This window comes from Vreelandella piezotolerans, assembly GCF_012427705.1.
Taxonomy (GTDB): domain Bacteria; phylum Pseudomonadota; class Gammaproteobacteria; order Pseudomonadales; family Halomonadaceae; genus Vreelandella; species Vreelandella piezotolerans.
In genome coordinates this window covers 3600071-3620685 of the sequence record NZ_CP048602.1, presented here as the reverse complement: position 1 = coordinate 3620685, position 20615 = coordinate 3600071, and the positions used below count along the sequence as shown (strand labels likewise).

Annotated in this window: 19 protein-coding genes; 15 read left to right on the top strand and 4 right to left on the bottom strand. The window is 61.4% G+C overall.

Going from position 1 to position 20615, the window contains the following annotated elements:
* Positions 1-53: 53 nt before the first annotated feature.
* The 7 genes from urtA (at position 54) to GYM47_RS16565 (ending at position 7930) form a co-directional block, all read left to right on the top strand.
* Positions 54-1406 carry an urea ABC transporter substrate-binding protein gene (gene urtA / locus GYM47_RS16595; RefSeq protein ID WP_139525968.1) on the top strand — a complete coding sequence of 451 codons (1353 nt, stop codon included), beginning with the start codon at positions 54-56 and terminating at the stop codon, positions 1404-1406.
* A 96-nt stretch (positions 1407-1502) separates the two neighbouring features.
* Positions 1503-3113 (top strand): urea ABC transporter permease subunit UrtB, encoded by a 1611-nt coding sequence (urtB, locus tag GYM47_RS16590; protein ID WP_139525967.1) that lies wholly within the window; start codon positions 1503-1505, stop codon positions 3111-3113.
* Positions 3114-3116: 3 nt separating this feature from the next.
* Positions 3117-4262, top strand: coding sequence for an urea ABC transporter permease subunit UrtC (urtC, locus tag GYM47_RS16585; RefSeq protein ID WP_139526239.1), 1146 nt, complete (start codon positions 3117-3119; stop codon positions 4260-4262).
* Complete coding sequence (gene urtD, locus GYM47_RS16580; protein WP_139525966.1) at positions 4259-5095, top strand: urea ABC transporter ATP-binding protein UrtD; 837 nt, start codon at positions 4259-4261, stop codon at positions 5093-5095. Before urtC ends, urtD begins: the two co-directional genes overlap by 4 nt.
* Entirely contained in the window at positions 5095-5802 is a 708-nt protein-coding gene (urtE, locus tag GYM47_RS16575; protein WP_139525965.1) for an urea ABC transporter ATP-binding subunit UrtE, read from the top strand. The genes urtD and urtE overlap by 1 nt, the downstream gene beginning before the upstream one ends.
* Before the next feature lie 175 nt (positions 5803-5977).
* On the top strand, positions 5978-7351 hold the full coding sequence (locus GYM47_RS16570) for a diguanylate cyclase (protein ID WP_139525964.1): 1374 nt from the start codon (positions 5978-5980) through the stop codon (positions 7349-7351).
* Positions 7352-7396: 45 nt separating this feature from the next.
* Positions 7397-7930, top strand: a complete 534-nt coding sequence (locus tag GYM47_RS16565; protein ID WP_139525963.1) for a copper chaperone PCu(A)C — start codon at positions 7397-7399, stop codon at positions 7928-7930.
* Between the two features lie 29 nt (positions 7931-7959).
* Here GYM47_RS16565 and GYM47_RS16560 read toward each other — a convergent pair whose 3' ends face one another.
* Complete coding sequence (locus tag GYM47_RS16560; RefSeq protein WP_139525962.1) at positions 7960-9321, bottom strand: PepSY-associated TM helix domain-containing protein; 1362 nt, start codon at positions 9319-9321, stop codon at positions 7960-7962.
* 126 nt (positions 9322-9447) lie between these two features.
* The gene (locus GYM47_RS16555; RefSeq protein ID WP_168444475.1) at positions 9448-9819 is read right to left on the bottom strand and encodes a DUF2946 family protein; all 372 of its coding nucleotides are present in this window, start codon (positions 9817-9819) and stop codon (positions 9448-9450) included.
* Between the two features lie 341 nt (positions 9820-10160).
* Here GYM47_RS16555 and GYM47_RS16550 point away from each other — a divergent pair, with 341 nt between their 5' ends.
* From GYM47_RS16550 to GYM47_RS16515, 8 genes are all read left to right on the top strand, one after another.
* Entirely contained in the window at positions 10161-11045 is an 885-nt protein-coding gene (locus GYM47_RS16550; RefSeq protein WP_139525960.1) for an urease accessory protein UreD, read from the top strand.
* A 34-nt stretch (positions 11046-11079) separates the two neighbouring features.
* Positions 11080-11382 (top strand): urease subunit gamma, encoded by a 303-nt coding sequence (ureA, locus tag GYM47_RS16545; RefSeq protein WP_139525959.1) that lies wholly within the window; start codon positions 11080-11082, stop codon positions 11380-11382.
* A gap of 23 nt (positions 11383-11405) precedes the next feature.
* Positions 11406-11714, top strand: a complete 309-nt coding sequence (locus GYM47_RS16540; RefSeq protein WP_139525958.1) for an urease subunit beta — start codon at positions 11406-11408, stop codon at positions 11712-11714.
* Between the two features lie 111 nt (positions 11715-11825).
* Positions 11826-13541 carry an urease subunit alpha gene (ureC, locus tag GYM47_RS16535; RefSeq protein ID WP_139525957.1) on the top strand — a complete coding sequence of 572 codons (1716 nt, stop codon included), beginning with the start codon at positions 11826-11828 and terminating at the stop codon, positions 13539-13541.
* Between the two features lie 148 nt (positions 13542-13689).
* Positions 13690-14220: an urease accessory protein UreE gene (gene ureE / locus GYM47_RS16530; protein ID WP_139525956.1), complete on the top strand. Its 531-nt coding sequence runs from the start codon at positions 13690-13692 to the stop codon at positions 14218-14220.
* Positions 14210-14923, top strand: coding sequence for an urease accessory protein UreF (locus GYM47_RS16525; protein WP_153843749.1), 714 nt, complete (start codon positions 14210-14212; stop codon positions 14921-14923). Before ureE ends, GYM47_RS16525 begins: the two co-directional genes overlap by 11 nt.
* A 27-nt stretch (positions 14924-14950) precedes the next feature.
* A complete protein-coding gene (ureG, locus tag GYM47_RS16520; RefSeq protein ID WP_139525955.1) occupies positions 14951-15583 on the top strand; it encodes an urease accessory protein UreG in 633 nt (210 codons plus the stop codon).
* A 307-nt stretch (positions 15584-15890) separates the two neighbouring features.
* Complete coding sequence (locus GYM47_RS16515) at positions 15891-17678, top strand: methyl-accepting chemotaxis protein (RefSeq protein WP_139525954.1); 1788 nt, start codon at positions 15891-15893, stop codon at positions 17676-17678.
* Here GYM47_RS16515 and GYM47_RS16510 read toward each other — a convergent pair.
* Entirely contained in the window at positions 17675-19639 is a 1965-nt protein-coding gene (locus GYM47_RS16510) for an aconitate hydratase (protein ID WP_139525953.1), read from the bottom strand. The genes GYM47_RS16515 and GYM47_RS16510 overlap by 4 nt on opposite strands.
* A 60-nt stretch (positions 19640-19699) precedes the next feature.
* The gene (locus GYM47_RS16505) at positions 19700-20608 is read right to left on the bottom strand and encodes a hydroxymethylglutaryl-CoA lyase (RefSeq protein ID WP_139525952.1); all 909 of its coding nucleotides are present in this window, start codon (positions 20606-20608) and stop codon (positions 19700-19702) included.
* Positions 20609-20615: the final 7 nt, after the last annotated feature.

The window sequence follows — 20615 nt, the reverse complement described above, 5'->3', positions numbered from 1 at the left end:
GCCGCGGTACCCCAAACACGAGCCCCAACCATAAGGGGCGCAAGGAGGTTCAAGTGACCACACTGCAGCGCAAGACACACCCTCGTACCCTTAGCCGTTTCGCTACTGCCTTGATCACCGCCGCCGTTATAAGCGCGAGCGCCCAAGCGGTCGCCCAAGATGACGACCCCATCAAAGTCGGTATTCTGCACTCGCTCTCTGGCACCATGGCCATCAGTGAATCCACCCTGAAAGACACCGTGGAAATGCTCATCGAGCAGCAGAACGAGGCCGGTGGCCTGTTGGGCCGTCAGATAGAGGCCGTGGTGGTCGACCCTGCGTCCAATTGGCCGCTGTTTGCCGAACGCGCCCGTGAGCTGCTGGCCCAGGAAGAGGTGGATGTGATCTTCGGCAACTGGACCTCCGTCTCCCGTAAAGCGGTGCTGCCTGTGGTCGAAGAGCTCAACGGCCTGCTGTTCTACCCGGTGCAGTACGAGGGCGAAGAGTCGTCGGAAAACGTCTTCTACACCGGGGCTGCCCCTAATCAGCAGGCCATTCCTGCCGTGGAGTATTTGATCAACGAAGTGGGCATCGAGCGCTTCGCGCTGATCGGTACCGACTATGTCTACCCGCGCACCACCAACCGCATCTTAGAAGCCTTCCTGAAAGATGAGCACGGTGTGGCGGAAGAGGACATCATGGTCAACTACACGCCCTTCGGCCACTCGGATTGGCAGAACATCGTCTCCGAAATCCGCCGCTTTGGCGAAGAGGGTAAGCCCACCGCCGTGATCTCTACCATTAACGGCGACGCCAACGTGCCGTTCTACCGCGAGCTGGCTAACCAGGGTATCGACGCCGCCGACATTCCGGTCATCGCCTTCTCGGTGGGCGAGCAGGAACTGTCCGGTATCGATACCGCGCCGTTGGTGGGCCACCTGGCCGCCTGGAACTACTTCATGAGCGTGGATACCGACGCCAACTACGACTTCATCGATGCCTGGATCGAGCATACCGGTGACGAGATGTCGGTGACCAACGACCCCATGGAAGCGCACTACATCGGTTTCAACATGTGGGCCGAAGCGGTGCGTAAAGCGGGTACCACCGACGTGGACGCGGTGAAAGACGCGATTATCGGCGTGACCGTGCCGAACCTCTCCGGCGGCTATGCGGCGATGATGCCCAACCACCACATCACCAAACCAGTGCTGATTGGTGAAGTTCAGGATAACGGGCAGTTCGATATCGTTTGGCAAACGCCCTCTACCGTGGCCGGTGATGCGTGGTCGGACTACCTACCGGGCTCCCGCGACCTGATCGCCGATTGGCGCAAGCCCATGGAGTGCGGCAACTTCAACGTTGTGAACGGCTCGTGCGGGGGTAGCACCGCCGCAGAAGAAGCCGAAGCAGCGCTCGCCGAATAACGCTCGCCGGGCAATCCTTGCCCCTACTGTGCCTGTTTATCGGTGCAGTAGGGGAGCACGCTATCTCCCCTCTTCGATCACCAAAGGAAGAACCCCATGAGGCGTTTCCTTTCCTTGGGGCTACTGTGTCTGATGCTACTCGGCACCGCCTTGACGGCGCAGGCACAAAGCAGCTCCTCGACCCCCGATGACCAAGCAGCCCTCGCGCTGTTGACAGCGCTGGATGTGGACTCCTACCGCGATAAAGGCGACGCCATTACCGCCATTTTGCAAAGCGACGACGAGCGCGCCCGCGACTGGCTGCAGGCGCTGCTGGATGGCCGCCTGCAGCGCACCGACGATGGCCGCTTCGTGCTGGTGCTGGATAATCGCGGCCGCGACTGGCCGGTGGCCGATGCGCTGACCAACGAGCCGCTGGGCGACATGTCTCGCCGCGACTTGGACCGCATCGGCATCAACAATGCGCTGCGTAACCAGCTGCGTAGCGCCATTGCCGTGGTGGATCTCTACTCCCCCAACGTCGAGCGCCGCCGCACCTCCGCCGACCGTCTGCTGGGTGAAGTGGACGGCGAGCTTGCCGAGACGTTGGCACCGGTGATTGCCGACGCAGAAGATGAGTACGTGCGCACACGCTTGGCGCAAGCGGTGGCGATATACCGCGCGGAACAGGGTGAGATGGCAGGCGTAGAAGCCCTCACCGGCAGCCTACACCCGCGAGCTCGCGTGGCGCTGGGCCGTGCGGCGAACAGCGACGACGCTGTTGTTGCCGATGCAGCAACAGCGGCGCTGGCTGGCATTGAGCAGCAACTCAAGATCAACCGCGGCCTGGAGACGCTCTACTTCGGCTTGAGCCTGGGCTCGGTGCTGGTGCTGGCAGCCATTGGCCTGGCGATTACCTTTGGCGTTATGGGCGTGATCAACATGGCCCACGGCGAGCTGATGATGCTGGGCGCTTACACCACTTGGATGATGCAGCAGCTGCTGCCGGGCCAGCCGGGGCTGGCGCTGATTCTATCGATTCCGGCGGGCTTTATGGTGGCCGCCCTGGTAGGCATTGCCATCGAGCGGGGTGTGATTCAGTTCCTCAAAGGCCGCCCGCTGGAAACCTTGCTGGCCACCTTCGGTATCAGCTTGATTCTTCAGCAGCTGGTGCGCACGGTCATTTCACCGCTCAACCGCACCGTGGTGACGCCGGAGTGGATGAGCGGCTCGCTGGTGATCAACGACGCGCTCTCGCTGACCCTCAACCGTATGTACGTGCTGGGCTTTGCGCTGGTGGTGTTTGCCGCGCTGATGCTGATCATGCGCCGCACCCGACTAGGACTCGAAGTGCGTGCCGTCACCCAGAACCGCGCCATGGCACGCTCCATGGGCATTCGTGCCACTCGCGTGGACATCATGACGTTTGCGCTGGGCTCGGGCGTGGCGGGGTTGGCGGGCGTGGCGCTCTCCCAGCTCACCAACGTGGGACCCAACCTCGGCCAGAACTACATCATCGATTCGTTCATGGTGGTGGTATTCGGCGGCGTGGGTAACCTGTGGGGCACGCTGGTGGCGGGGCTCTCGCTGGGCGTGATCAATCAGGTGCTGGAGCCCTGGGCCGGTGCCGTGTTGGCCAAGATCATCGTGCTGGTGTTCATCATTCTATTCATTCAAAAACGCCCGCGTGGACTCTTCCCGCAGAAGGGCCGGGCTGCGGAGGGCTAAGTGATGACGATGCAATCGACGTCTAGTCAATTCTGGCTGACACGCCCGTTCGGTGAGCGGGCCACGCAACTTTTCCTCGGCGTCCTGTTGAGCGCCCTGGTGCTGGTCACCGTGCTGCATTTGGCGGTGCCCCAGGGGCATCCGCTGCATGTGAACGCTTACACCGTCAACCTGTTCGGTAAGTACCTGAGCTACGCGCTGCTCGCGGTGGCGGTGGATTTGGTGTGGGGCTATTTGGGCATCTTGAGCCTGGGCCACGGGGCGTTTTTCGCCATTGGCGGCTACGCCATGGGCATGTATCTGATGCGCCAAATCGGTGACCGAGGCACCTACGGCCATCCGGTCCTGCCGGACTTCATGGTGTTCCTCAACTGGGACAGCCTGCCCTGGTACTGGCACGGCTTCGACATGGCCTGGTTCGCCTTTGCCATGGTGCTACTGGCACCGGGGATGCTGGCGCTGGTGTTCGGCTTTTTGGCCTTCCGATCGCGGGTCACGGGGGTGTATCTCTCGATCATCACCCAGGCGCTCACCTTTGCCCTGATGCTGGCCTTCTTCCGCAACGAGATGGGCTTTGGCGGCAATAACGGCCTGACCGATTTCCGCGAGCTGCTGGGCTTCAACCTGCGTAGCGACGCCACCCGCTTGGGGCTATTCATTGCCACCGGCGTGGCGCTGGCGCTGGGCTATATCCTCTGCCGCGCCATCGTCACCAGCAAGCTGGGCCGGGTCTGTGTGGCCACGCGGGATGCCGAGGCGCGCACGCGTTTCATAGGCTATCGCGTCGAGCGCTTCCAGCTCTTCGTGTTCGTGGTCTCGGCCATGCTGGCAGGCCTTGCCGGGGCGCTTTATGTACCGCAGGTGGGTATCATCAACCCCAGCGAGTTCTCGCCGCTGTTCTCCATCGAAATCGTGCTGTGGGTGGCGTTGGGTGGCCGGGCCACGCTGTACGGCGCGGTGATCGGCGCGATTTTGGTCAACTACGCCAAAACCATTTTCACCGGCATCATGCCCGACGCCTGGCTGTTCGCCCTGGGTGCGCTGTTCGTGCTGGTCACGGTGCTGCTGCCGAAAGGTGTAGCGGGGCTGTTAGGCCACCTAAAGCGCCGTAAAGAGGAGGATCACCCACCCAAGGAGGCCACCGCATGAGCCTATTACAATCGCTAAAAGCGCGGGATAGGGTGTTCGATTTCATGGCGACCCAGTCCTCGCCGGTCGACGTGCGCCACGGCCCGATTCTGTATATGGAAGACGTCACCGTCAGCTTCGATGGCTTCAAGGCGATCAACAACTTGAACTTGACCATCGACGACGGCGAGCTGCGCTGCATCATCGGCCCCAACGGGGCCGGTAAAACCACCATGATGGATATCATCACCGGCAAGACGCGGCCTACCGAGGGCAGCGTGTGGTTCGGCAGCCGCCACAACCTGCTGCAAATGAACGAGCCAGACATTGCTAGCCTCGGCATTGGCCGTAAGTTCCAGAAGCCCACGGTGTTCGAAGCGCTCAGCGTGTTCGAGAACCTGGAGCTGGCGATGGCCGCTGACAAGCGCATCTTCCCCACGCTGACCGCCCGCATGACTGGGGAGATCAAAGACCGCATCGACGACGTGCTGGAAACCATCGGCCTGACCGAGCTGCGCTTTCAGCCCGCCGGGATCCTCTCCCACGGCCAAAAACAGTGGCTGGAGATCGGCATGCTGTTGATGCAGCGCCCGCGTCTGCTGTTGGTGGATGAGCCGGTGGCGGGCATGACCGAGCAGGAGATGGAGCGCACCGCCGAGCTGCTCACCGGCTTGGCGGGCAAGCAGTCGGTGGTGGTGGTAGAGCACGACATGGGCTTCGTGCGCTCGATTGCGCGCAAGGTGACCGTGCTGCACCAGGGCAGCGTGCTGGCCGAGGGCAGCATGGATCAGGTCTCCAACGACCCTAAAGTGGTCGAGGTGTATCTAGGGTCGGATGAAGAGGAGAGCGCCTGATGCTAGCCATTGAAAAGCTCAACCAGTTCTACGGCGAGAGCCACACCTTGTGGGACTTAGACCTAGACGTGCCCGCCGGGCAGTGCACCTGCGTGATGGGCCGCAACGGGGTGGGTAAAACCACCCTGATGAAAGCCATCATGGGCGAAGTCGCGGTGAAAAGTGGCCAGCTGCGCTACCAGGGCGACGGCAGCGAGATCGAACTCACCAAAAAAGCCGTGGAAGCGCGCTCGCGACTGGGCATCGGCTTCGTGCCACAGGGGCGGCAGATATTCCCGCTGCTCACGGTGGAGGAGAACCTGCGCACCGGCTTGGCCGCCCGAGGCGACGGGCTGAAGAAAATTCCCGAGCGCATCTACGAGCTATTTCCAGTGCTCAAGGAGATGAAGCACCGCCGTGGCGGTGACCTATCCGGCGGGCAACAGCAGCAGCTTGCCATTGGCCGCGCGCTGGTGATCGAACCGAAGCTGCTGATTCTGGACGAGCCCGGCGAGGGCATTCAGCCCAATATCGTCGCCCAAATCGGCCAGGTGATTCGCCAACTGATCAAAGAGGACGGCCTGACGGTGCTGCTGGTCGAGCAAAAGCTGCCCTTTGCCCGCAAATACGCCGATCGCTTCGTCATCATGGACCGCGGCCGTCCGGTGGCCAAAGGCGAGATCAGCGAACTCTCCAACGAGCTGATCAAGCAGCATTTGACGGTTTGAGTTATCCACACCCCCTTTAACCTTTCTTTTCCTGTTTACTGAGCACACTCTAATAGCCCTCTCGTTTCATGTAGAAAAGAGGGGGCTTTTTGCTTAAAACCCTGCGCTGAGTAGGTTTTGGCGCTGCGTTTTATGTGTAACATGGCCAGTTTCAACAACAATCGTTGGGTGGGGTATGCGTTATAAAGACAAACATCAGCTCGCTGCCGAGTGGCAGGCACTCCTGGAGCGCACGCCGGTGGCGCTTCGCCAGGCGGTGGAGACGCTGGTGGAATCCCGCCGCGATATCTTTGCCGATCATTTTTATCAAGTGATGTTGGAAGACCCCCACGCGTCGCTGTTTCTCTCCAATGAGCAGGTAAAAAACCGGCTGCACCCCTCCATGCAGCGCTGGCTCAGTGCTATGTTTGCCGTCGAGCATGCGGATTTCGAATCGCTGGTCGAGCAGCAGGAAAAGGTTGGCCAAGTGCATGCGCGTATCGATATTCCCGTGAATTTAGTGCTCAACGGCGCGCGACAGTTGAAGCAGGCGCTGTATGCGCACATTCACGCTACCCTGGGGGCGGAACTCTCCTCCGGCGAGGCGGCGGTGTATGTGTCCGATCATATCGATATGGCGATGGAAATCATGAGCCACGCCTACTCCGTGGCCAACAATCGCAATACCCGCACCGAAGAAGCCTATAAGCTGTTCTCTTTGACCCAGAGCATCGGCGATGAGCGCGAGCGGCAGCGTTCGGCGCTGCTCGATTGGGAAAACGCACTGATGTTTGCCGTCGCTGCGCAGCAGGCAACGACGGCTTTACCCCGATTAGCCAGTTCCGAGTTTGGGCTTTGGTATCACCACAAGGCGTGTCACGCCTTTGAGGGCGCGCCGGAAATTACCACCATTTCACGGCATGTTCGCCGCGTGGACGAGGAGTGGCTCGCCCAGCTAGGCGACTCAGACAGCCAGCGTCGCCTGACCGCGTTGAGCAGCATTCGCGATGCGGCTCGCACGATCTTGATGCTGTTGGATGACGTTCTGGATCGCGCCTCGGGGCTCGAAGCAGGCCGCGATAGCCTGACGCGTTTGCTCAATCGCAAGTTCCTCTCGGTGGTGCTGAACCGTGAAATAGAGATCGCGCGCCACTCGGAAAAGTGTTTTGCGCTTCTCATGGTGGATATCGATCACTTCAAGGCGATCAACGATACCCACGGCCATGACGCGGGCGACCATGTGCTGCAGCAGGTGGCCAGCATTCTCGACCGCTCGACCCGGGGCGGTGACTACGTGTTCCGCATGGGCGGTGAAGAGTTTTTGATCGTGCTAGTGGATACGGACCAAGACGGTAGCCGCCTGTTTGCCGAGCGGCTGCGCCACGCCGTGGCCAAAGAGCCGATGTTGGCCGCTGCCGATACGCTGCTGAACGTCACGGTGAGTATCGGTGTCACGCTGCACGATGGTCACCCCGATTACCAGCGCTCGATGCAGCGTGCCGACCAAGCGCTGTACCAAGCGAAACGCAGTGGGCGCGACCGGGTGGTGGTGGCCGCTGCCACTGAGTAATATCGCTGTCTGCCTTGTTTCGGTCATTTATCTACGGAGAACACCATGTCGATGCGCGCTACGCTACTTACAGCACTGTTGATGATGAGTACCCCGCTGTTGGCGGCCCATCACGGTGGCGATTCCTCTGAGGCGATGGCAGGGCACTCCGCTATCGAAGCGGAGCAACCCTGGACCCGTGCCACGCCGCCGGGAGCGGGGGCGGGCGGTGGCTTCGTCACCCTTACCAATCACGGCGATGGCGACGACATGCTGATAGGAGCGACCAGTCCGGTCACCGAGCGTGTCGAGATTCACATCATGGAGATGGACGGCGATGTGATGCGCATGGCCCCCCTGCCCGGTGGCATCGAGTTACCGGCAGGTGGGAGCGTGACGCTCGCGCCGGGCGGCTTGCACTTGATGTTGATGGAACTGGACTCACCCATCGTCGAGGGTGAGCCCGTCCCCGTGACGCTGGAGTTCCAACACGCCGAGCCGATGGAGATCGAGCTTCGGGTGCTGCCCGTAGGGGAGTCTCCAGAGGGTCACCACCATGAAAGTGGTCATAGTCATGGCCATAATCACGCGGCGCACTAAGCAGCCCGCCGCGTCAGTCTACCGCCCCGCTAGCCTTGGCGAGCGGGGCGGCGCTCTTGCAATGGCCGCACGATCAGCCAGTCGATGATCAGCATCACGAGCAGCGACGCCCCAACGAGCGGAAACAGCACGCCGCCTATCACTAACATGGCGATCAGCCCACGAAACACGCGCTTATCAGTGGGCAAGGGCGGCACGCCCATGCCCCCCGAAGGACGGCGTTTCCACCACATCACACCGGCCGCCACGCACATCACGATGATCGCGATACACACCGCCAGCAGCACGAGCTGATTGATCAGCCCAAACTCCTGCCCCAAATGTACATTAATTCCAAACTCCAGCCAGCGACCGAGCGGGCCGTAGTCGGCGTAGCGCATATCGATTAGCGGCTTGCCGCTGTACTGGTCGAGGTGGACCACGCGCTGCTGGGACAAGTCATCGGGATAAATCGAGCCGGTGTACACCCCGGCGGCCGTGGTAGGTAGGTTGACCGTGTAGCCCTGCTGCAAGCCCAGCGCTTCCAGCTGCGCCACGGCGTTGTTCAACCCAATGCGCGGGGTGGGCGCGGCGGGCGGTGTCGATTCCGGCACTTGCGCCTGCTCCAGCGACCAGCTCGTGCTGCCCTGGTCGCTCAGGTAGGCGTTGGACATCGGCACTTCAACACGCACGCCGGACGGGTAGCCAAAGTTATTGCCGTTGGCCCACTCATTCACCTGCGCGCCCCACACCCCCGACCACGGCATGCCGGTAATGGCCAGAAAGACGATAAACCCGCCGACAAAGAGCCCCAGCACCGCGTGCAGGTCGCGCCAGAATACGCGGCTTTTGGGCTTGCCGCGCACGCGCACCACGCCGCCGCTACCTTTGCGTGGCCACCACAGATAGATGCCCGTGGCGACCAGCAAGATCGACCAGCCCGCGGCCATCTCGATCAGCTTGCGCGGCGTTTGCCCGAAAAATTTAAAGCTATGCAGGTAGCGCACGGTCCACATCACCGTGCCCCGGTCATCCAGCGAGCCCAGCACCTCGGCAGTGTACGGGTTCACATAGACGGCCAACCGTTCTCCGCTAAGGGCATTGACGGTAATTTCAGCCGAGCTTTCCGGCGTGGTGGGGGAGGTGTACTTCACCGCCGTGCCGGGGTGCGCCTGCAGCGCGGCGCTCACGAGCGTTGCGGGTAGCTGCACGTCCTGCTGTGCCTCCACGCGCTTGAGATCGGAGTGGATGAGGCCATCCAGCTCGTCATCGAACAGGTAAAGCGCTCCGGTCAGCGACAGAGTAATCAAAAAAGGCAGGACTAACAGGCCTGCATAAAAGTGCCAGCGCCAAACGGCGCGATACAGATCGAGTGACGCTTTGCGCGCCACCTGGGAAGACGGCATCGTCATACAACGCTCCAAGTGCCCGTGGCGCCGCGCCGGGCGTACCAGCGACGTCACGGGCAAAATAAGTGGTTAGCCACACCCGTTATGGGGTGGCCCGTCATGGGGTGGCAAAGGGGAAAGATCGGTGCGTTAAATGAGGCGTGGCGACGGTGGGGCGCGGGAGTGAGCGTGGGGATAGTGACGTGACACTGCAGCGCGCGAAGCGAACACCGAGGGCAGGGGTGTACGCGATGGAAATGCCGTGCTGCCAATGGCGGGTAAGTGTTGAGGGGCGGTCGGCGTATGCTGCCATAAGCCGCAATAATCACAGGGGTGATACCAGCGGTGGAGCGGATCATGGTCGTGCGGCGACGGGGCGGGCGACGTCGTAGAATGCGTGGCATGCTGGCCATGGGCATGCGCGGTAGCGTGGCCCTGCGCTTGAAACTGCGAGAGGAGCGGCCCGGCAAATACCAGAAAGAGCGCCGCGAACGCCAAGTAGAGCGCTATACGGTACCCCATGGAATTTGCCGAGCGGAAAGGTCGCATCTCACACTATGCTTTGTAAGCGGCTTAAAGAGAGAGAATTGTACAGCTTGACGCGTGAGCAGCGCACTCAGTGCCGTATATGAACGCTGTGGTGTATTGCCGCGAAGGACGCCTTCGGTCATTGAGACTATTTGGTGCAATATCGGATGGCGGTGCTCTTTTTTGGTGCTTGAGAGCGGTAATGAAACGCATGTCGGTAGAGGTAGACCGCGATGTGGGTGGCTGCGCAGCGCCGATACCACGCTTTCACCATTTTGGCGCACTCTTTGCATTCGTAAGGCAATGATGTATCCACAAGGAAGCGATAGCGCCCCATGATGCTGAGCGAACTTGCCCCACCCGCCGCCGATTCAGGCCACCGTTTCGATGCCGAGCGCCGCTGGGCCGCCTCGCTGGCGCTACGCTTTGCCCATCGCGATGGTGTTACCCGGCTAGTGCAGGCGCGCCACCAAGGACCGTTACGGGTGCAGCGCCCGTTCTATCCAGAGGGCAGCCATGAGGCGTGCCACGTATACGTACTACACCCGCCCGGGGGGCTGGTGAGCGGCGATGCGCTGACCATTCGTGCCCATGTCGAGCGCGGCGCACACGCGCTGCTCACCACCCCCGCTGCCAACAAGCTCTACAAAGCTGACAGCCAAGGTGTGGCTTGGACCCAGAACACCGAGCTGACGGTCGAAGAGGGCGGCGCCTTGGAGTGGCTGCCCCAGGAAACCATCGCGTTCGATGGCTCAAAGGGCACTCAGCGCACCCATATCGCGCTACAGGGCCGAGCCCGCTGCTTAGGCTGGGAGGTAATGGCCCTCGGCCGCCCGGCAAGCGACCTGCCCTATGTCTCCGGGCGCATCGAGCAGCACTTTCGCTTGACTCTGGATGGCAAACCGCTGTGGCTTGAACGCCAGCCGCTCGACCCCGGGCACCCACGCTTTGTGGGCCGCTGGGGCCAAGGCGGCGCAACGGTGCAGGCCACGCTCTGGGCGGTGGGCATCGACGATGCCGCTGCGGCTATTGAAGCATTGCGTGAAGCGCTGCCGAGCAACTCCCGCTGGGCGGTGACCGTTCGCCATGGCGTACTGCTATTGCGCTATTTAGGTGCATCCCGAAATGAGGCCTGGGCGCTGTGTGAGCAGGCCTGGCACCTACTGCGGCCCCGTTGGATCGAGCGCAAGGCGCACACGCCGCGTATTTGGCTAACCTGAATCTATCTTTCGAGCACTGCTGGAGAGCAGCCCTATGGAGTTAACCCCACGAGACAAAGACAAGCTGATGCTGTTTACCGCGGCTCAGCTTGCCGAACGCCGCAAATCGCGCGGCCTGAAACTCAACTACCCCGAAGCCGTGGCGCTGATCAGCTTCGAGATCATGGAAGGCGCACGGGATGGCAAGAGCGTGGCCGATTTGATGAGTTACGGCCGCGAGATCCTGACCCGCGACGACGTGATGGAGGGCGTGGCGGAGATGGTCGATGAAGTGCAGGTGGAGGCCACCTTCCCCGACGGTACCAAGCTGGTCACCGTTCACACCCCAATCAATTAACCGTCCACCGCTAGGAGAGCGCCATGATTCCCGGTGAGTATCAGTTGCAAGAAGGTGATATCGAGCTGTGCGCGGGCCGAGAACGCATCACCGTCGAGGTGGCCAACACCGGCGACCGCCCCATTCAGCTGGGGTCCCACTACCACTTTGCCGAGGCCAACCCGGCGCTGGTGTTCGACCGCGACAAGACCCGTGGCTACCGGTTGGACGTCGCCGCCGGCACCGCCATCCGCTTCGAACCTGGCCAAACCCGCGACGTCACGCTGATACCGTTCGTCGGCAAGCGGGAAATCTACGGCTTCCGTGGCGATGTGATGGGGCCGCTCGATTAGCCAACGGATTAATAAAGAACAACCGTCGGTAGGGCGGGCATCGGCTGGGTGACTGTTCACACAGCCGATGACCGCCCAGCACTGGACTCAACGCTTGAGGCAGAGGCAAATATGAAATCGGTAAACAAGATCAGTCGGCAAGCCTACGCCGATATGTACGGCCCCACGGTAGGCGACCGCGTGCGCCTAGGCGACACCGAACTCTGGATCCAAGTCGAAAAAGACGCCACCCACTACGGTGAAGAAGTGAAGTTCGGCGGCGGCAAGGTGATCCGCGATGGCATGGGCCAAAGCCAGCGCCAGGATGCCTCGGTGATGGACACCGTGATCACCAACGCGCTGATTCTGGACTGGTGGGGCATCGTCAAAGCCGATGTGGGGCTGCAAAACGGCCGCATCGCCGCCATCGGCAAAGCCGGCAACCCCGACACCCAGCCCGATGTTGAGATCGTGATCGGGCCTGGCACCGAAGTGATCGCGGGCGAAGGCAAAATTCTCACTGCAGGCGGCATCGACGCGCATATCCACTTCATCTGCCCCCAGCAGGTGGAAGAAGCGCTGATGAGCGGCGTCACCACCATGCTCGGCGGCGGCACCGGCCCCGCCACCGGCTCCAACGCCACCACCTGCACCCCCGGCGAGTGGCACATTGGCAAGATGCTGCAAGCAGTGGACGATCTGCCCATGAACATCGGCCTGCTCGGCAAGGGCAACGCTAGCCTGCCGGAGGGGCTCGAAGCGCAGTTGGAAGCCGGTGCCATGGGCCTCAAACTCCACGAAGACTGGGGGACTACCCCGGCCTCTATCGATAACTGCCTGAGCGTGGCGGAAAAGTACGACGTGCAGATCGCCATCCACACCGATACGCTCAACGAATCCGGCTTCGTGGAAGACACCCTGGCGGCCTTCAAAGAGCGCGGCATCCACACCTACCACACCGAAGGCGCAGGCGGCGGTCACGCCCCGGACATTCTCACCGCCTGCTCCAAGGAGTATGTGCTTCCGTCCTCCACCAACCCCACACGTCCCTACACGGTGAACACCATCGACGAGCACTTGGATATGCTCATGGTGTGCCACCACCTGGACCCCAATATTCCCGAAGACGTGGCCTTTGCCGATTCACGTATTCGTCGCGAAACCATCGCCGCCGAGGATATCCTGCACGACCTGGGCGTGATCTCGATGATCGCTTCCGACTCCCAGGCCATGGGCCGGGTGGGCGAAGTCGTCTGCCGCACCTGGCAAACGGCGCACAAAATGAAGGTGCAGCGCGGCCTGCTGCCGGAAGACGAGGCGATGGGGGCCGATAACCTGCGCGCCAAGCGTTACATTGCCAAGTACACCATCAACCCTGCGATTACCCACGGCATCGCCCATGAAGTGGGCTCGATTGAGGTAGGTAAACTGGCGGATTTGGTGCTGTGGAAGCCCGCGTTCTTCGGCGTGAAGCCATCGCTGATTTTGAAAGGCGGCATGATTGCGGCTGCACCCATGGGCGACCCCAACGCCTCGATTCCTACACCGCAGCCGGTGCACTACCGCCCCATGTTCGGCACCTTTGGCCGCGCGGCCAGTCAGGTAAGGCTCAACTTCGTCAGCCAGGCCGCCATCGATGCGGGCATCCAGGAGCGGCTTGGCCTACAAAGCACGTTGTCCGCCTGCAAGAACGTGCGCGGCGTGCGTAAAAAGGACATGAAGCTCAACGACGCCTGCCCAGAGCTCACCGTCGACCCGCAAACTTACGAAGTGCGCTGCGACGGCGAACTGCTCACCTGCGAGCCCGCCAACGAACTGCCGCTGGCGCAGCGGTATCACTTGTTTTGATTGAGTTGTTGCCCGGGGCGCCGGGGGTAGGCCTACGAGAGGGCGCTGTAAATACGTCCCTGTACGCTACTTTTGCCATCCATGGCAAAAGACCCTCTCTACGGCCTACCCCCGGCTCAGCCTTCAAGGATCGAGAAAGGATGAGAGCATGCTGAAATTAATTGAGCGCTTAGGGCCGATAGACGAAAGCACCGCCAGCGACACGCTGACACTGCCCTTCGAGCTGCGCATTCGTGGCCGCTTGAAAGCCGAGAGCGATAGCGGCCGCGAGCTGGGGTTGTTTCTGGATCGCGGCCCGGTATTGCGCGATGGCGATGGCCTGAAGGCCGACAATGGGGAGGTCGTCCGCGTGTGCGCCGCGATCGAGCCTGTAGTGACCGCGCGAGTGAGTACTGGCTTACCCCTGGCCCGGCTGGCGTACCACCTCGGCAATCGCCATGTGCAGCTGGCACTGGGTGAAGACGAGCAGGGCGGCTGGGTACGTTTTCCACCCGACCACGTCCTCGAAGAGCTGGCCGAGCTGCTAGGCGCGACGCTCGAGCACCACAACGCCACCTTCGACCCCGAACCCGGCGCCTATAATCAAGTGGGTGGTGGGCATTCGCACAGTCATCACCACGCTCATTCCCACGACCACGACCACGACCACGACCATGTGCACCACCACCATGCCCACTGAGCCGCCATCCGACCTCGCGCTGCTCGGGCTGATGCAGCTCGTTAGCCCCGCGCTGCCCATCGGTGCCTTTGCCTTCTCGCAAGGGCTGGAGAGCGCCTTTGAGCTGGGCTGGGTGAGTGACGAGCAGAGCCTAGCCGAGTGGCTCTCCGGCGTGCTGGACGATGGCTTGAGCCGCTGCGAGCTGCCCGTGATCGAGCGGCTACATCGCGCTTTCGAACAGCAGGATGGCACCGCCGTTGCCGAATGGGATGACTGGCTGGCCGCTACCCGTGAAACCGCCGAACTCGCCGCCGAAGATAGCCGCCTTGGCGCCTCGCTCAAGCGGCTGCTGGGTAGTCTCGACCTGTTACCCCAACATGAACGGCTGCCTAGTGAAGACTCACTCACGCCCTTGCTGCCGCCTCAGGCAGGCTATGTCACGCTGTTTGCCTGGGCGGCCTACCAGCGTGGCATTCCGGTGCGTCAAGCGCTGCTGGGGTTTGGCTGGGCGTGGCTGGAAAACCAGCTTGCGGTGGCCTGTAAGGCATTACCGCTGGGCCATACGGCGGCGCAACGCATCATCGAACGGTTACGGGGAGAGCTGGTGACGGCGGTCGACCAAGCGCATCAACTCGACGATGACGAGCTTGGCCCCGCTCTGCCAGGCGTCGCGATCGCCAGCGCTCTACACGAAACCCAATACTCCCGCCTGTTTCGAAGTTAGCGGGCGTTATCCATTAGGAGAAACATCATGACTCACTGTTTACGCGTTGGCGTGGGTGGCCCGGTCGGCTCCGGCAAAACCGCCCTGCTCAAGCAACTCTGCTCGGCACTGCGCGACCACTACGATATCGCCGTGGTCACCAACGATATCTATACCCGCGAAGACGCCGATTTCCTGCTCAAGCACGATGCGCTGCCCGCCGACCGCATTCTCGGTGTCGAAACCGGCGGCTGCCCGCACACGGCGATTCGGGAAGATGCCTCCATGAACTTGGCGGCCATCGATGAGTTACACGCCCGTCATCCTAAGTTGGAGCTGGTGCTGGTCGAATCCGGCGGGGATAACCTCTCTGCTACCTTTAGCCCCGAGCTTTCCGACCTGACGCTCTACGTCATCGATGTGTCCGCTGGCGATAAGATTCCCCGCAAAGGGGGCCCGGGCATCACCAAATCGGACCTTCTGATCATCAACAAGATCGACATCGCCGAGCAGGTACACGCCTCGCTGGAGGTGATGGAGCGCGACTCGAAGAAAATGCGCGGCGAGCGGCCGTTCGTGTTCACCAATCTCTACGACGGCGTGGGCCTCGAAGAGATCATTCGCTTCATTCTCGATAAAGGCATGCTGGAGGAGCGACGCCCGCAGGTGGCCACGGCCTAACTGCTCACGACGCTCGACGCATAAAAGACGCATAAAAAAGCTGCCCAGCCCGGGAAACCCGGTGCTGGGCAGCGTTGTTTCGTGGCTGGCACCGCGCCAAAACGGGCCGTCCCTGGCCACCACTTCGACACCATGAACCGATAATCGATCGATAACCTTAACCCATGTTATGAAACGGCTGTTCATACGCTAATTTACTGTCCATAAACTAAAAAACGCATCCCAAGCTAAAGCTGATGGCAAGTAGGTCGATAATGAATTTACAAAAATTCAAATATCTGACCACGACTCCATTGGAAGAAACGTCATGACGAGTAATCCCCCCTCCACGCTGAAAAAGCGCCGTTCGAGTCTGCAAACCAAAGTACTGATGTTGGTGCTGCTTCCTTTGCTGCTGGTCACCGTTGCGCTGGTGTCGTTTGATGCGTATAGCCGCACGCAAGATACTCAGGAGATGTTGGCCGAACAGCGCAACATGTTGATCGAAGAGCGCCGAGCAGCCGTCCAAGACATTGTCCAAGTGGCCATGACGGCCATTGCCCCGATCTATGAGGCAGCAGGGCCTAACGATGAAGCGGCGAAACAAGAAGTGGCCAGTATCATCCGTGCTATGCGGTTTGAAGATAACAACTATCTCTTCATTTATGACTTCGACGGTAACAATATCGTCACGGCACCCGCTCCAGAGCGAGAGGGAACCAATATGATCGATGCGCAAACGCCCGATGGCACCTATTTGATTCGTGACATCATCGAGCTTGCTCGTAGCGGAGGTGGTTATTATAGCTACGTATGGGATCACCCCGGCACGCAAGCCATGGAAACGAAGCACTCGTTCGTGGGGCGCCTCGAAAAGTGGGATTGGCTGATCGGTGCGGGGGTCTATGTGGTGGATATGGAAAACGCCTTGGCCGAGATCGAAACACGGGCAATGAGCGATTTACGTGACTCTATCGGGATCACTGTCCTGATGGCGGCTGCCTTGTTCATCGCGATAGCCATGCTGACGTATGCTTTCGTTCGTCGTTTGGTAGGCCCGATTAAACGCGCTGCTGATGCCATGCTTGATATTGCCCAGGGTCGTGGTGACCTAACCCGTCGTCTTACCATAGAGAGCAACGACGAAGTGGGGAATCTCGCTGTCCAGTTCAACGCCTTTGCTGGCCGCATGCAGGATACCCTGCGCGACGTACGCCGCAGCACCGTAAGCGTCTACCACTCGGCGGGCGACATTTCCCACAGCTCGGAAGAACTGGCGACGCGCACCGAGCAGGCAGCGGCCAACTTGCAAGAAACCTCGGCTTCCATGGAAGAGATCACGTCCACCGTGAACCACAGCGCCGATAATGCCCAGCAGGCCAACAAGTTAGTGCAGTCCACCGCCGAAGTGGCGCACCAAGGCGAAGAGGCCATGGGGCAGGTCGAGCGCACCATGCGCGATATCAACGACTCCGCCTCGCGTATCAGTGACATCATCACGATGATCGACGCGATTGCCTTCCAGACCAATATTCTGGCGCTTAATGCCTCGGTCGAAGCCGCCCGCGCAGGGGAGCACGGTCGTGGGTTTGCGGTGGTGGCTCAGGAGGTTCGCACGCTAGCCAGTCGCTCCAGTAACGCGTCGAAAGAGATCCGCGAGCTGATCGATGCATCCGTACAGCACACCCACACCGGTGCGGAGCTGGTCCGCAGTGCAGGGGCCACCATGCGTGACATCGTCGAAAGCGTCTCGAAGGTCACTGACGTGATCGGTGAAATCAGCGCGGGGGCCAAAGAGCAGAGCAGTGGCATTGGTCAGATCAACACCGCCGTGGCCGAGATGGACACCATGACGCAGCAAAACGCCGCCATGGTGCAAGAGGCCACCACCGCCGCAGCGGACATGCGCCGCCACGCCGAGCACCTGAACGAACTGATCAACTCGTTCGTGCTAGGAGAAGACAGCGCCTCAGCGCCGTCACGCAGCGGGGCGCGCCAAGCGTTGCCCGCCAGCGGCGCCAACGGCACGGGGGCGGGCCAGGAGCTCAAGCGTCCAGCCCTGGCCGCCAAGCCGTCGTCTGCCGAGCATAGCGCAGACGACTGGGAAGAGTTCTAAGCGTGACGCTGGCGCAGGTGGTTGATCACGCCACCTTGCGCGATCAGCTCCCGCTGGCGGGGGCTGAGACCATGATGTAGCGTCAGCTCGCCTTTACCGGGGACATGCGCGGTCAGCGTGTCCCCGCACTCCAGTTGCTCATAGAGATCTTCGATCACCAAGCGGTCGCCCTCTGCGGGTAGGGCATTGTCTTGCTCGCGGGTAAACGTCAGTGGTAGAGCCCCGAAGCAGATCAGGTTTTGCCAGTGAATCCGCGCAAAACTCTTCGCGACCACCACCTGTAGCCCCAAATAGCGTGGCACCAGTGCGGCATTCTCGCGGCTGGAGCCTTGCCCGTAATTCGCCCCGCCAATAATTGCGTGCCCGCCCTGGGTGCGGGTGCTGTCTGCGCGCTCGGCGTAGGTCGGGTCGACCGCCTCGAACGTGAACGGCGCCGACGCATACACGCTGCTCCAATACGGCAGCACCCGCTGTCCGGCGGGCATGATGTCGTCGGTGGAGATATTGTCTCCCGTGACCAGCAGGACGGGAATGTCGAGACGATGGGGCAGCGGGCTGAGTTCTGGCAGCGCGGGGGTGTTGTCGGTTTTCTGCAGCGCTTTCAACCGGGCTTCTTCAAGGGGAAGCGGAGCCTTGAACATGTCACGGTCCACCTTGACCTGGACGGGCTCCTGGGGGCGGGGGTAAGGCATGTCGAGGGTTCGCGGGTCGGTGATGACACCCTGGATGGCCGAGGCCGCCGCCGTTTCAGGGCTGCACAAGAACACGCTGTCTTCCCGCGTGCCGGAGCGCCCGGGAAAATTGCGCGGCACGGTACGCAGACTGTTGAGCCCCACGGCGGGTGCTTGGCCCATCCCGATACAGCCATTACAGCCCGCCTGGTGCAGCCGAGCGCCGCTGGCGACCAGGTCGGCCAGGTAACCCTGCTCGATGAGCGAGGTCAGCACCTGGCGGGAAGAGGGATTGATATCGAGCGAAACTCCGTCGGCCACCTGCTTGCCGCGTACAATCTCGGCCACCACGGCAAAATCTCGAAACCCCGGGTTGCCCGACGACCCGATGTAGGCCTGATGCAGCGGCTGGCCTGCTGCCTCGCGCACGGTGACGACGTTATCGGGGCTAGAAGGTAGCGCAATCATGGGCTCCAACTGGCTGAGGTCGAGCGTTTCGTGCAGGTCGTAGTGGCAGCCGGGTTCGGCGGCCAGCGCCACCCAGTCGGCTTCCCGGCCTCGGGAGGCTAAAAAGCGCCGGGTCTCTTCGTCACTGGGGAAGACCGTGGCCGTGGCGCCCATTTCGGTGCCCATGTTGGCCAATACATGGCGGTCCATGGCAGAAAGATGCGCAAGCCCCGGTCCGTAATACTCGATCATGGTGTTTTTGCCACCCGCCACGCCGTGGCGTCGCAAAAGTTCCAGCACGATGTCCTTCGCCGAGACCCAATCGGGCAATTGGCCTTCCAGTTTGATGCCCCAAATTTTCGGCATGGTGACATACAGCGGTTCGCCGGCCATCGCCATGGCTACTTCGATGCCGCCCGCACCAATCGCCAGCATCCCGAGCGCACCCGCCGCCGTGGTGTGGCTGTCGCAACCGACGATGGATTGGCCCGGCACGCCAAAGTTTTCCATATGCACCGGGTGGCTAATGCCGTTACCGGGGCCTGAATACCACACGCCAAAGCGCTCGCAGGCGCTTTTCAAAAACAAGTAAGTTTCGGCGTTCAGGTTATCGGCCTGCACCAAGCCGTGGTCGATGTACTGCACGCTGGGCTCGGTATGCACACGATCGAGCCCCATGGCTTCTAGTTCTAACATGACCAGCGTGCCTAGCACGTCTTGCAGCAGGGCTTGGTCGATGCGAAGGGCAATTTCACTGCCCGGGGTTAGCTCACCGCTGACGAGATGGCGTTGGAGCAGTTGCTGGGCAAGATTTAACGGTTGAGCAGAGGAGGTTGAGGTCATGGTCAGTTATCCGATTGTCGTTGTTATCGAAAGCTCAGAGGAGGTAGGGGAAAAACGTATTCAAGGCAGGGCGTAACGACGATCTGCGCTGCCGGCTTTCACCACTTGTCCGGGCGTTTCATGGCCAATCAATGCCGGTAGCGTGGCGGATATGTCCAGCAAGGCAGGCAAATTCACGCCGGTGGCAACGTCCATTTGCTCGAACATATGCACGAGGTCTTCGGTGCAAACATTGCCCGTGGCACCAGGGGCAAACGGGCAGCCGCCCAAGCCGCCCAGCGAGGCATCGAACCGGGTAATGCCCGCTTGCCACGCCGCTAAGGCGTTGGCCAGCCCCATGCCGCGGGTGTTGTGAAAATGCAGCGTAAACGGCACGCCGGGAAAGCGTTCGAGCACTTGGCGGCAAAGCGCCTCTACCTGGGCGGGGTTTGCCACGCCGGTGGTATCGCACAGCGTGACGCCCTCGACGCCCAGCGCTAGCTGCTGCTCGACGAGGGAGAACACGCGTGCCTCGGGCACGTGCCCCTCGAACGGGCAGCCAAAGGTGGTGGAGAGCGAAGCGTTGATGAAGACGCCGCTACCGCGCACCGCCTGAAGGATGGCGCCGAACTGTGTCAGCGACTCTTCCGGGGTCATGCGCAGGTTGGCGCGGCCGTGGGCGTTGCTGGCCGACATGACTAGGTTGATCTCGTCCACGCCACACGCCATTGCCTGCTCGGCCCCTTTGAGATTGGGCACCAGCACGGTCACGTCCACGCCCTCGCGGCGCTGGATGGCGCTCACCACGTCGGCGGCATCGCGCAGGTTGGGAATGGCTTTGGGCGAAACGAAAGACGTCGCTTCGATACGCGCAATGCCGGTGGCGGTGAGGGCATCGATCAGCGCAATTTTCTGCTCGGTAGGGATGAAGCGCTCTTCGCTCTGAAAGCCATCACGCGGGGCCACTTCGTTGATTTGTAACGTCGTCATGGGGGTC